13 protein-coding genes are annotated in these 11,888 nt (G+C 50.7%); all 13 read left to right on the top strand.

Features of this window, described 5'->3' with window-relative positions; translation table 11 throughout:
- Positions 1 to 10 precede the first annotated feature (10 nt).
- The 13 genes from mnmE to LPW40_RS07865 all read left to right on the top strand — a co-directional run bounded on the left by mnmE (position 11) and on the right by LPW40_RS07865 (position 11,824).
- Positions 11 to 1,387, top strand: coding sequence for a tRNA uridine-5-carboxymethylaminomethyl(34) synthesis GTPase MnmE (gene mnmE / locus LPW40_RS07925; protein ID WP_230821701.1), 1,377 nt, complete (start codon positions 11 to 13; stop codon positions 1,385 to 1,387).
- Positions 1,388 to 1,401: 14 nt separating this feature from the next.
- Positions 1,402 to 3,285, top strand: a complete 1,884-nt coding sequence (gene mnmG / locus LPW40_RS07920) for a tRNA uridine-5-carboxymethylaminomethyl(34) synthesis enzyme MnmG (protein WP_230821700.1) — start codon at positions 1,402 to 1,404, stop codon at positions 3,283 to 3,285.
- A complete protein-coding gene (rsmG, locus tag LPW40_RS07915; protein ID WP_230821699.1) occupies positions 3,282 to 3,995 on the top strand; it encodes a 16S rRNA (guanine(527)-N(7))-methyltransferase RsmG in 714 nt (237 codons plus the stop codon). Before mnmG ends, rsmG begins: the two co-directional genes overlap by 4 nt.
- A 21-nt stretch (positions 3,996 to 4,016) precedes the next feature.
- On the top strand, positions 4,017 to 4,832 hold the full coding sequence (locus LPW40_RS07910) for a ParB/RepB/Spo0J family partition protein (RefSeq protein ID WP_230821698.1): 816 nt from the start codon (positions 4,017 to 4,019) through the stop codon (positions 4,830 to 4,832).
- A gap of 99 nt (positions 4,833 to 4,931) precedes the next feature.
- On the top strand, positions 4,932 to 5,690 hold the full coding sequence (locus LPW40_RS07905) for a ParA family protein (protein ID WP_230821697.1): 759 nt from the start codon (positions 4,932 to 4,934) through the stop codon (positions 5,688 to 5,690).
- Positions 5,680 to 6,519: a ParB/RepB/Spo0J family partition protein gene (locus LPW40_RS07900; protein WP_230821696.1), complete on the top strand. Its 840-nt coding sequence runs from the start codon at positions 5,680 to 5,682 to the stop codon at positions 6,517 to 6,519. The genes LPW40_RS07905 and LPW40_RS07900 overlap by 11 nt, the downstream gene beginning before the upstream one ends.
- A 12-nt stretch (positions 6,520 to 6,531) precedes the next feature.
- The gene (locus LPW40_RS07895; protein ID WP_230821694.1) at positions 6,532 to 7,512 is read left to right on the top strand and encodes a mechanosensitive ion channel family protein; all 981 of its coding nucleotides are present in this window, start codon (positions 6,532 to 6,534) and stop codon (positions 7,510 to 7,512) included.
- Positions 7,512 to 7,703: a DUF951 domain-containing protein gene (locus LPW40_RS07890; RefSeq protein WP_230821693.1), complete on the top strand. Its 192-nt coding sequence runs from the start codon at positions 7,512 to 7,514 to the stop codon at positions 7,701 to 7,703. The genes LPW40_RS07895 and LPW40_RS07890 overlap by 1 nt, the downstream gene beginning before the upstream one ends.
- 19 nt (positions 7,704 to 7,722) lie before the next feature.
- A complete protein-coding gene (gene ychF, locus LPW40_RS07885; protein WP_230821691.1) occupies positions 7,723 to 8,823 on the top strand; it encodes a redox-regulated ATPase YchF in 1,101 nt (366 codons plus the stop codon).
- Positions 8,824 to 9,319: 496 nt separating this feature from the next.
- A complete protein-coding gene (gene rpsF, locus LPW40_RS07880; protein ID WP_230821689.1) occupies positions 9,320 to 9,628 on the top strand; it encodes a 30S ribosomal protein S6 in 309 nt (102 codons plus the stop codon).
- A 31-nt stretch (positions 9,629 to 9,659) separates the two neighbouring features.
- Complete coding sequence (ssb, locus tag LPW40_RS07875; RefSeq protein WP_230821688.1) at positions 9,660 to 10,202, top strand: single-stranded DNA-binding protein; 543 nt, start codon at positions 9,660 to 9,662, stop codon at positions 10,200 to 10,202.
- Positions 10,203 to 10,451: 249 nt separating this feature from the next.
- Entirely contained in the window at positions 10,452 to 10,829 is a 378-nt protein-coding gene (gene panD / locus LPW40_RS07870; protein ID WP_230821687.1) for an aspartate 1-decarboxylase, read from the top strand.
- A 161-nt stretch (positions 10,830 to 10,990) separates the two neighbouring features.
- Positions 10,991 to 11,824: a manganese catalase gene (locus LPW40_RS07865; protein WP_230821686.1), complete on the top strand. Its 834-nt coding sequence runs from the start codon at positions 10,991 to 10,993 to the stop codon at positions 11,822 to 11,824.
- Positions 11,825 to 11,888 lie beyond the last annotated feature (64 nt).

Genomic DNA, 11,888 nt, shown 5'->3' with positions numbered 1-11,888 from the left:
TCATGCCATCATGCAATTAGAAACGATTTCCAGTATCTCCACCCCTGTCGGGGAAGGGGCGATCGCCATCGTCAGGCTGTCGGGCATCGATGCATTGGACATTGCCGATAAATTGTACCGGGGGAAACAGACGCTGGACGAAGTGGAATCCCACACCATCAACTACGGCCATATCATCGACCCGGACACCGAAGAGGTGGTGGAGGAAGTGATGGCCGCTGTGATGCGTGCACCGAAGACATATACGCGTGAAGATATCGTTGAGATCAATTGCCACGGTGGCATCAACACGATCAACCGCATACTGCAGCTGACATTGAAGCACGGCGCACGCATGGCGGAACCGGGTGAATTCACAAAACGTGCATTCCTGAACGGACGGATCGACCTGTCACAGGCCGAAGGCGTGATGGATTTCATCCGTTCGAAGACGACCGAAGCGTCGAAAGTCGCAAGCAACCAGATGCAGGGCCGCCTGAAAGTCTATATAGAGGGCCTCAGGCAGCAGATTTTAAATATACTCGCACAGGTGGAAGTCAACATCGACTATCCGGAGTATGACGACGTCGAGGAAGCGACGACGGAATTCCTGCTTGAAGAAGCTGAAAAGGTGAAGAGTGAGATCGAAAGCCTGCTGAAGTCGAGCCGCCAGGGCCGTATCATGCGGGAGGGGCTCGGGACGGTCATCGTCGGCAAGCCGAACGTCGGTAAGAGTTCACTGCTGAACTACCTCATCCAGGACAATAAAGCGATCGTCACCGAAGTTGCGGGGACGACCCGGGATATCCTCGAGGAATACGTCAACGTTAACGGCATCCCGCTGAAACTCGTCGATACCGCAGGCATCCGCGATACGGATGACATCGTGGAGAAAATCGGCGTGGAGCGGAGCCGCCAGGCACTCGAACAGGCCGAACTCATCCTTTATGTACTGAATAATAATGAAGAATTGACCGAAGGCGACATCGAGATTCTCGATTCCGTGAAGGATGACAATGTCATCCTCATTATCAACAAGCTGGATCTTGAAAACAACCTGGATATCGGCGAACTGGAAGAGAGATATGAGTTCCCGATCGTCAAAACATCCATCATCGAAGGCACCGGCGTCGATGACCTTGAAGATAAAATCGCAGAACTGTTCTTCGGCGGTGCCGTCACAAGTGCGGATTCGACATATCTCTCGAACAACCGCCATATCGGACTGCTTGAACAGGCCAACAGCGCAATCAACGATGCAATCGACTCGGCGCAAATGGACGTGCCGATTGATATCGTGCAGATAGATTTAGTGAAAACCTGGGAATTGCTGGGTGAAGTGATCGGAGAAGATGTGAGTGAGCAGCTCATCGATCAGCTGTTCAGCCAGTTCTGTCTCGGTAAATAGTAATTAGGAGGAAAATGATGAACGAAATGAATTACGATGTCGTCGTCATCGGCGCAGGCCATGCAGGCGTTGAAGCGGGACTTGCCGCAAGCCGTAAAGGCCTGAAGACGCTGATGCTGACCATAAATCTGGATAATATCGCATTCATGCCCTGCAACCCGTCCGTCGGCGGCCCTGCAAAAGGCATAGTGGTGCGTGAAGTCGATGCACTCGGCGGTGTCATGGCCAAAGTGACGGACAAGACACATATCCAGATGCGCATGTTGAATACAGGTAAAGGACCGGCTGTCAGGGCACTCCGTGCACAGTCCGATAAAGTGCTTTACCAGCAGGAAATGAAGAGCATACTCGAAAATCAGGAGAATCTTGATATATTACAGGGCATGGTCGATGAACTGATCATTGAAGACGGTCGGGTGACTGGGGTCCGCACGAATATCGGTGTGGTCTACAACGCAAAATCCGTCATCATCACGACCGGCACGTTCCTGCGCGGTGAAATCGTCCTCGGACCTTTGAAATATTCAAGCGGCCCGAACCATCAGATGCCGTCGATTGCACTCGCAGACCAGATCCGGGACCTCGGATTCGATATCGTGAGGTTCAAGACGGGTACACCACCGCGTGTGAACGCCGACTCGATCGATTACTCAAAAACTGAAATACAGCCGGGGGATGATGTTCCACGTGCCTTCAGCTTTGATACGACCGACTTCATCATGGATCAGCTGCCGTGCTGGCTGACATACACTTCAGAAGATACACACGAAGTGATCAATGAAAACCTGCATTTGTCACCGATGTATTCGGGGATGCAGATGGGCACAGGTCCGAGATACTGCCCGTCCATCGAGGATAAGATCGTGCGCTTCAATGATAAGCCGCGCCATCAGATCTTCCTTGAGCCGGAAGGCCGCAATACAAAGGAAGTTTATGTACAGGGACTGTCTACAAGTCTGCCGGAGGATGTGCAGCGTGAAATGCTCGCAACCATCCCGGGCCTTGAAAATGCGCGCATGATGCGTGCAGGTTACGCGATTGAATATGATGCACTCGACCCGACCCAGCTGTGGCCGACGCTCGAGACGAAAAAAATCGAAAATCTCTTCACTGCAGGACAGATCAACGGCACAAGCGGCTATGAAGAAGCGGCAGGCCAGGGCATCATTGCAGGCATCAATGCCGCAAACAAGATCCTCGGCGAAGAGCCACTCATCCTGAGCCGTTCGGATGCGTACATCGGCGTACTGATCGACGACCTTGTGACCAAAGGTACGAATGAACCGTACCGTCTGCTGACTTCCCGCGCGGAACACCGTCTGCTCTTAAGGCATGACAACGCGGATATGAGGCTTACAGATATCGGTTATAAGAACGGCCTGATTTCAGAGGAGCGCTACGCAAGGTTCAACCGGAAACGCGATAATATAGAAGCGGAGATGGAGCGTCTGTCCAAGATCCGCATCAAACCGGATGAGCACACGCAGGGCATCATCAAATCCCGCGGCGGCACGCCGCTGAAAGACGGGATACTTGCACTCGACCTGCTGCGCCGCCCTGAAATGGACTACATGTCCATACTGGAAATACTCGGTGAAGAAAACAATATGGATCAGCTTGAATATGAGCAGATTGAAATCAAGACGAAATACGAAGGTTATATACAAAAATCCCTTGTGCAGGTCGATAAGATGAAGCGCATGGAGAAGAAGAAGATACCTGAAGACATCGACTATGATGCGGTGAATTCACTTGCGACCGAAGCCCGTGACAAACTGAAGAAAGTGAAGCCGCTCGACATCGCCCAGGCATCCAGGATTTCCGGCGTGAACCCGGCGGACGTTTCAATACTCCTCGTCTACATCGAACAGGGGAATGTGAAAAGAGTGGAAGCATGAACCGGCAGCAATTCACAGAAGAACTTAAAAACCACGGCATCCAGCTGAATGATGAACAGATTGCACAGTTCGAAAAGTACTATGAAATGCTGATCGACTGGAATGAAAAAATCAACCTGACGGCTGTGACGGATGAAGAGGAAGTTTATTTGAAGCATTTCTATGATTCGCTCACACCGCTGTTCTATACGGATATTCCGGAAGGCACGCGCCTCTGTGACGTCGGGGCGGGTGCAGGATTCCCGAGCATCCCGATGAAGATCGTGCGGCCCGACCTTAAAGTCACGATTGTGGATTCTTTGAATAAACGGATCACTTTTTTGAACGAGCTGACGGCGGAACTGTCGATTACAGACATGCACCTCGTCCATGACCGGGCGGAGACTTTCGGGCAGCATAAGGGCAGGCATATGTTCGACATGGTGACGGCAAGGGCGGTCGCCAATATGAACACACTGCTCGAGCTGTGCCTGCCGTTGGCACGGACAGGCGGCAGATTCCTTGTCCTGAAAGGGAAGAAGGGCCTTGAGGAGCTCGCTGAAAGCGACTTTGCCCTCGACCTGCTCGGCGGTGAGGTGGTTGAAACGCACCGCTTCACCCTGCCCGAAGAAGACAGCGAACGTTATATACTGGATATCAAAAAGGTGCATAAGACACCCAAGAAGTATCCAAGGAAACCTGGCACCCCGAACAAATCACCATTAAAATAAAATCAGGGAGGCGGTGGGACAATGAAGAAGCCATTTTCAAAGTTATTTAATTTAATTGATAAAAGCAGCGAGGCGAAGCCCGATACGGAAAGCCTGCAGAAGCTGCCGCTTGAAAATATTGTTCCGAACCGCTATCAGCCGCGGACCGTGTTCAATCATGAACGGATCCAGGAACTGGCCGACTCGATTCAGGAACACGGCCTCCTGCAGCCGATCACCGTCCGTCCGATAGAAGAGAACATGTACGAGATCATCGCAGGCGAACGGCGTTTTCGGGCGATGAAGCTTCTGCACATCGAGGAGACGGATGCATTGATCCGCTACCTGACGGACCAGGAAACGGCGGCGGTCGCCCTGATAGAGAACATCCAGCGTGAGAACTTATCAAGCATCGAGGAAGCCCGCGCCTACCGTAAGCTTTTGGAGATGGAGGACATCACCCAGAAGGACCTTGCGCAGAACCTCGGCAAGTCCCAGTCCTTCATCGCCAATAAACTGCGCCTTTTGAAGCTGTCCGACAGCGTGATCGAAGCGCTCGGTTCGGGGGAGATCACGGAGCGGCATGCAAGGAGCCTCCTCAGCCTGGAAGATGCGGAACAGGGCGAGGTGCTCGGCGATATCAGGGAGAAGAAGCTGACCGTCAAGGAGACCGAGGAAGTGGTCAGGAAGCGGTCGGATAAGGATATACAGCAGATCGACTTCAACAATGATGCCTCCTTCGTCGTCAACGATATAATGGCCCAGATCGAAAAACTCAAGGAAAAAGGGCATGCGCTCGCCTATGCGAGTGCCGACAAAGAGGACCATGTCGAAGTGTCGATAAAGATCTACAAGTGATGCACTCAACTCCCGTTGGGTGCTTTCATGTTTTGTGTTACTTTTGACGGCCTGCTTGCTATAATGTGCATATGTGATTTTGATAAGGAGCGACATCCCATGAAGACTTTTGCGATTGCCAACCAGAAGGGCGGCGTAGGGAAAACTACAACAGCGGTGAATTTAAGCGCCGCTTTAACGGATTGCGGAAAAAAGGTGCTGCTCGTCGATGCGGATCCCCAGGGCAACGCGACAAGCGGGCTCGGCATCGAAAAGAATGACCTCGGGCAGTCCATATATGATGTACTGATGGATGAGGCGGACGTGGATGATGTCCTGCTTTCGACACCGAATGAAAACCTCGACCTCATCCCGGCGAACATTTCGCTTGCCGGTGCCGAGATCGAGCTCGTGTCGGCGATGAGCAGGGAACTGCGGCTGAAGAAGGCATTTGAAAAGCTCACCGGGTATGACTACTGCATCATCGACTGCCCGCCGTCACTCAGCCTGCTGACGATCAACGCCTTCACGGCTGCAGACAGCATCATCATCCCTGTGCAGGCGGAGTACTATGCACTTGAAGGTTTGAGCCAGCTGATCAATACGATCGAACTGGTCCGGCGCCATCTGAATACGGACCTTGAAATTGAAGGGGTCCTCCTCACGATGCTCGATTCCCGGACGAACCTCGGTGCCCAGGTTTCCGAAGAAGTTCGGCACCACTTCGGGGAGAAGGTCTATGATACGGTCATCCTGAGGAATGTCCGTCTCGGCGAGGCGCCGAGCTACGGCCAGCCGATCACCGTGTACGACCCGAAATCCCAGGGTGCTGAAAACTATTCACGTCTGGCCGAAGAGGTGATTGCACGTGGCAGGTAAAAAAAGGCTCGGCAGAGGGCTCGATGCCCTGTTCAATACGGATACAGCCGATACGGAAGCGGTGACCGAGGTGAAGCTTTCGGAAATCCGCAAAAACCCGTATCAGCCGAGGGTCGAATTCGATCCGGCAAAGCTGGAAGAGCTTGCGGACTCCATCCGCACCCATGGGGTCCTGCAGCCGGTGATACTCAGGAAATCGGTCAAAGGCTACGACATCGTCGCCGGGGAGAGAAGATACCGCGCAGCCGGACTTGCAGAAATGGAGACCCTCCCGGCAATAGTGAAGGATTTGTCGGATGACGACATGATGGAGCTTGCCATCATTGAGAATCTGCAGCGTGAAGATTTGAATCCGCTGGAGGAAGCGATGAGCTATAAGCAATTGATGGAGAAGCGCAGCCTTACACAGGCTGAGACCGCTGAACGTCTGGGCAAATCCAGGCCCTACATTGCCAATATGCTGCGCATACTCAACCTCCCGGCAGCGGTCAAAAAATTGATCAATGAAAAGAAATTGTCCGGTGCACACGGCAGGACGCTGCTCGGCCTGAAAGATCCAGTTTCACAGGAAGCGGCGGCTAAAAAAGCCGTTGCGGAAGATATGAGCGTCCGTGCACTGGAAGAGTATGTGAGAAGCATGCAGACGATGAAAAAGAAGCAGGCGCCAAAGGATAAACCGAAATTCCTGCTCAGGCATGAGAGCAGCCTGAAGGAGAAGTTCGGGACAGCCGTCGAAATAAAAAAGACCCGCAACAAGGGCCAGATAGCCTTTGAATTTAAAAATGAAGAAGAATTCAACCGATTGATGAAATTGTTTGAAGAATCATAGGGAGGCTTAGTATTGGTTTTATCGTTTTTATTCAATATATTAAGTACCGCGCAGAGCGGGGTGGATGAATCGCTGACATTCTTCCAGGAAATCGCTGAGGAGATGAGTGACCCGGAGCTGTGGATGAATATCGGCATGAGTGTACTGTTTGCCGTCGTTCTGATTACGGTCGCAGGCATCATCATCAAAGTAGTCAACCGCATCATCGAAAATTATTTTACATTCAAATCCAAAGCGGCTCTGAAAGCCAATGGAAAACGTAAGAACGGCAAGAACGGAAAAAATAATGAAAAGCGCAACAGGACACTGATCAATGTGCTCCAGAATGCAGTGAGCATCGTCGTATGGTTCATCGTATTCGTCATGATTCTGGAAACGTTCGGCGTGCCGGTCGCCACACTGCTCGCCGGTGCCGGTGTCGTGGGCCTTGCCATCGGTTTCGGTGCACAGAGTCTCGTCAAGGATATGCTGACCGGGTTCTTCATTTTACTGGAAAACCAGTTCGACACCGGTGACTTTGTACGCATCAATACGTCGGGGACGACGGTTGCTGAAGGTGAAGTGCTGTCCATGGGGCTGCGCATCTCCAAAATTCAAGGGTACGAAGGTGAGTTGTTCATCATCCCGAACGGTACCATCAATGAAGTGATCAACTTTTCGAAATACAATTCAATCTCATTTTTGGATATCAATCTTTCGCTGAATGAAGATCTGGACCATGTCGAAGACCTGCTCAACGGATTTGCTGAAACTGCCATGGCGCTTGAGGAGACGCTTGTCGAGAAACCGCAGGTGCTCGGCCTGAACGGCATTGTCAACGGTGAAGCGATCATGAGGGTGATGATCGTCACACAACCGATGGAGCATTTCGGGGCGACGAGACGGGTCAGGAAAGAAATCAAGAAACACCTTGAGAAGAACGGCGTTCAGATTTCCGTACCGACCATGGACATCCAGGATTTTGATGAGACGGCGAGAAAAGGTGAAGAGTGATGAAAAAAGAATACGAATTAAATGATATAGTCGAGATGAAGAAGCAGCACCCATGCGGCAACAGTAATTTCCAGATCACCAGGATGGGTGCGGACATAAAGATAAAATGTACAGAGTGCGCGCGCACCATCATGATGACAAGGCGCGACTTCGAGAAACGCATGAAACGTATCATCAAAAAAAAACAATGACAATTAAAGGAGAAAAATTATGGCTTTAACAGCAGGCATCGTTGGATTGCCGAACGTCGGCAAGTCCACATTATTCAATGCAATCACAAAGGCGGGTGCACTGGCTGCAAACTATCCTTTCGCAACAATCGATCCGAACGTCGGCATCGTCGAAGTGCCGGATGCGCGTCTTGAAAAACTGACCGAACTCGTGAAACCGAAGAAGACGGTGCCGACGGCATTCGAATTCACGGATATCGCAGGCATCGTCAAGGGTGCGTCAAAAGGAGAAGGCCTCGGGAATAAATTCCTCGCAAACATCCGCGAAGTGGATGCGATCACCCAGGTCGTCCGTGCATTCGACGATGAGAACGTCACCCATGTGTCGGGGAAAGTCGATCCGATCGAGGATATTGAAGTCATCAATATGGAACTGATCCTCGCGGACCTTGAAAGTGTGGAGAAAAGGCTGCCGAGGCTCGAGAAGATGGCGAAGCAGAAGGACAAGGATTCAATGGCGGAGCACGCCGTGCTCACAAGGATCAAGGAAGGCCTGGAAGAGGTGCTGCCGGTCCGTGCTTTGGAATTTTCCAAGGAGGAGCAGGCTGCAGTGAAACACTTCCATCTCCTGACGGCTAAACCGATGCTGTATGTGGCGAACGTCTCGGAAGACGATCTGATGGACCTCTCCGGCAATGAGTATCTGGCCGCAATCAATGAGTATGCCGAAAAGGAAGGCTCCCAGGTCATCGTCATCTCGGCGAAAGTCGAAGAGGAAATCGCCGTGCTGGACGATGATGAGAAAGATATGTTCCTGGAAGAGCTGGGCCTCGAAGAGTCGGGTCTGGATAAACTGATCCGCGCCTCCTACGACCTGCTCGGCCTCGCAACTTACTTCACTGCAGGTGAGCAGGAAGTCCGCGCATGGACATTCAAAAAAGGGATGACCGCACCGGAATGCGCCGGCATCATCCATACGGACTTCCAGAAAGGATTCATCCGTGCAGAAACCGTGGCCTATGACGACCTCGTCGCAGCAGGCAGCGAGCAGAAAGCCAAAGAAGCGGGGAAAGTCCGCCTTGAAGGCAAAGATTACATCATGAAGGACGGCGACGTCGTCCATTTCAGGTTCAACGTATAATAAAGATCACCGCGGCCCTTGTGAGCTGCGGTGATTTTTATTTCGTGATGTATTTTTTGCGGGAGCGGCATAAGTCATGGCGAGAGAGACAAGTTATGCCGGAAATGGCTTTCAAACGACATAACTTGGGTTTGAAGCGGCAAGTTATGTCGCAAATCGCCTCGAAACGACATAAGTCAGACCTGGAACTGCAAGTTATGCCGGAAATGGCTTTCAAACGACATAAGTCAGGTTTGGAACTGCAAGTTATGCCGTAAAAGGCCTCAAAACGACATAAGTCAGGCATATGACATCAAGTTATGCCACCTCCCCTCCGATACAATTCCCCGGCAAGACGGCTAATAAATTCACCATATTGAAATCGCAATTAAATGCGATAAAAATATTGTAATAACTCCTCTTTACTGATATAATAACTGATTGTGAGTAATGAAAATTATTCCTTGCTGATGGCCTATGGTCATCAGCCGCCAAAGTCCATAAGGAGGTGCAGAAGATGAGAGCATATGAAATTTTATATGTTATCCGCCCAAACATTGAAGAGGATGAAAAAACAGCTTTAGTAGAGCGTTTTGACGACCTGTTGACTTCAAACGGTGCGGAAATCGTCGAATCAAAAGAGTGGGGTAAACGTCGTTTAGCTTATGAAATCAATGATTTCAAAGATGGTTTTTACCACATCATCAAAGTGAATGATGATGGAACAGCTACTCAGGAATTCGAACGTCTCGCAAAAATCAGCAACGATATCATTCGTCATATCGTTGTCCGTGATGAGCAGGCAGAAGAAAACAAGCAAAAATAAGTTAGTCAAATAATGACATGGAGTTGATTGCATGATAAACCGTGTTGTACTGGTCGGTCGCCTCACCCGCGATCCGGAACTTAGAGTCAGTCAGAATAATGTATCTGTCACAACTTTCAACCTGGCGGTCAATCGTCCTTTCACAGGACAGAATGGTGAACGTGGTGCGGATTTCATCAACTGTGTGACTTTCCGCAAACAGGCGGAAAACGTCAATCAGTATGTTAAAAAAGGCAGTCTTGTCGGCATTGACGGCAGGATTCAGACGCGGAACTACGAGAACAAAGATGGCCAGAGAGTTTACGTGACCGAAGTGGTGTGCGACAGCGTGCAGTTTTTGGAGCCGAAAGGTCAACAGGGCAGTAATCAATCTCAAAGCAACTATAACTCAGCAGATAATTATGCGAACGCTTATGGCGGAGGCGGCGCGGCTGGTGGAGCGGCAAGCTTCGGAAACCAGTCCACCGGTTCAAGACCAGCGCAGTCATCACAGGGACAGAACAGAACCGAGGAGAACCCGTTTGCGAATGCGGACGGCCCGGTGGATATCAGTGATGACGATCTTCCGTTCTAAGATGCAGCGAAGATATTCAATGATATAGAAATGATTTCGAATTACGTGTGTGAACTGTGTGTGTAAAATAAAGGACATTCAAGTGTGTGGATGTCCAATATGTGTGTGAATCCCGTGGATATATTCCGCGGGATTTTTTTATTTGCAGGATAATATGATTATCACATACAGTACTATTTATGGTAATGTGACATTGAATATCATCCGGTTCGGGATATATCCCGGACTCCAAATAAAGGGGAGAATGGAATGTTAAGACTGATGTGCAAAGGGAAGATCCACCGTGCGACCGTGACGGAGGCGGATCTGGATTATGTGGGCAGTATCACGATCGACTCGAAGCTGATGAAGGCGGCGGACATACGGCCGTATGAAATGGTGCAGATCACGAACTTGAGGAATGCCACAAGATGGAAGACATATGCACTGCCCGCCGAAGCGGAGTCGGGGAAAATCTGCCTGAACGGCCCGCCGGCCCATCTTTTTTCAGAGGGGGACCTTGTCATCATACTGAGCATGGCGCAGATGTCCGAAGAAGAGGTGGAGGCGTTAGAGCCGCATGTCGTCTTCGTCGATGAAAAAAACCAAATCACACATGTTGAATCACACGAACTCCACTGGGGATAAGGTGTCGGCAGTGGTCCGTGACAAGGGAATCTTTCCTGTCACGGTTTTTTTATGCACCGGAAATCCGCCCCCGCTTCCATGATTTTCAGATTCCCTGTTTATATATATATGCGCCGGGTATATAAATAATGTTTGAATCATTAAATAAATGGAGGGGTAACATGTTTTTACATGATAAACATCTACAGTTCGAAGCAAAGCCGGTCAATCCGGATCCATTAATGGCGAAAAAAGTACAGGAGCTCATCGGCGGACAGTACGGAGAGATGACGGTTGCGATGCAATACTTATTCCAGGGATGGGGTGTACGTGCAGGAAACGAGAAATATAAGGACCTGCTCCTTGATATCGGTACCGAGGAACTCGGCCATATCGAGATGCTCGCGACAATGGTGGCGAGACTCCTTGAGGGCACTTCCCTCGACCATCAGGAAGAAGCGATGAAAGACCCTGCAACGGCAGCGGTCCTCAGCGGCATGAACCCGCAGCACGCAATCGTCTCCGGCCTGAACGCACGTCCTGCGGACAGCATCGGCAATCCGTGGCAGGGCAACTACATCATTTCAAGCGGGAACCTCCTTGCCGATTTCCGTTCAAACTTGAGCGCGGAATCACAGGGACGCATCCAGGCAGTGCGCCTTTATGAAATGACGAATGACCCTGGACTGAGAGACATGCTGGCAGTCCTGATTGCCCGCGATTCCTACCACCAGAACCTGTGGATGCAGGCAATCAAGGAACTGGAAGAAAAAGAAGGCAGCAAGATTGTACCGACCACATTCGACCGTGCACAGCAGCGTGAGGATATCGCATTCAGCCTGTACAACCATTCGCAGTCTGAAGAAAGCAAGGAAGGCAGCTGGGCCGAAGGGGAGACCCCTGCAGGCGACGGCCACTTCAGCTATGTCGAGAAACCGCCGTTCGAGGGTGAAATTCCGGCCATCCAGCCTTCACCGAAATCCGTACACAATACGCTGCCTGAAGATAAACTCTAATATCGGCAAATATACAAATAAAATAAATACAACAAAACATCGGGGAACCGGTGTTTTGTTTTTA

The organism is Salinicoccus halitifaciens (assembly GCF_021026095.1).
Classification (GTDB): Bacteria; Bacillota; Bacilli; order Staphylococcales; family Salinicoccaceae; genus Lacicoccus; species Lacicoccus halitifaciens.
The sequence above is the reverse complement of the archived record's forward strand: the minus strand, read 5'-3'. Positions and strand labels throughout refer to the sequence as shown.

Bases quoted from the DNA above. Each gene is read 5' to 3' on its own strand.
- mnmE (WP_230821701.1), top strand. From the start codon at position 11: ATGCAATTAGAAACGATTTCCAGTATCTCCACCCCTGTCGGGGAAGGG.
- mnmG (WP_230821700.1), top strand. From the start codon at position 1,402: ATGATGAACGAAATGAATTACGATGTCGTCGTCATCGGCGCAGGCCAT.
- rsmG (WP_230821699.1), top strand. From the start codon at position 3,282: ATGAACCGGCAGCAATTCACAGAAGAACTTAAAAACCACGGCATCCAG.
- LPW40_RS07910 (WP_230821698.1), top strand. From the start codon at position 4,017: ATGAAGAAGCCATTTTCAAAGTTATTTAATTTAATTGATAAAAGCAGC.
- LPW40_RS07905 (WP_230821697.1), top strand. From the start codon at position 4,932: ATGAAGACTTTTGCGATTGCCAACCAGAAGGGCGGCGTAGGGAAAACT.
- LPW40_RS07890 (WP_230821693.1), top strand. From the start codon at position 7,512: ATGAAAAAAGAATACGAATTAAATGATATAGTCGAGATGAAGAAGCAG.
- ychF (WP_230821691.1), top strand. From the start codon at position 7,723: ATGGCTTTAACAGCAGGCATCGTTGGATTGCCGAACGTCGGCAAGTCC.
- rpsF (WP_230821689.1), top strand. From the start codon at position 9,320: ATGAGAGCATATGAAATTTTATATGTTATCCGCCCAAACATTGAAGAG.
- ssb (WP_230821688.1), top strand. From the start codon at position 9,660: ATGATAAACCGTGTTGTACTGGTCGGTCGCCTCACCCGCGATCCGGAA.
- panD (WP_230821687.1), top strand. From the start codon at position 10,452: ATGTTAAGACTGATGTGCAAAGGGAAGATCCACCGTGCGACCGTGACG.
- LPW40_RS07865 (WP_230821686.1), top strand. From the start codon at position 10,991: ATGTTTTTACATGATAAACATCTACAGTTCGAAGCAAAGCCGGTCAAT.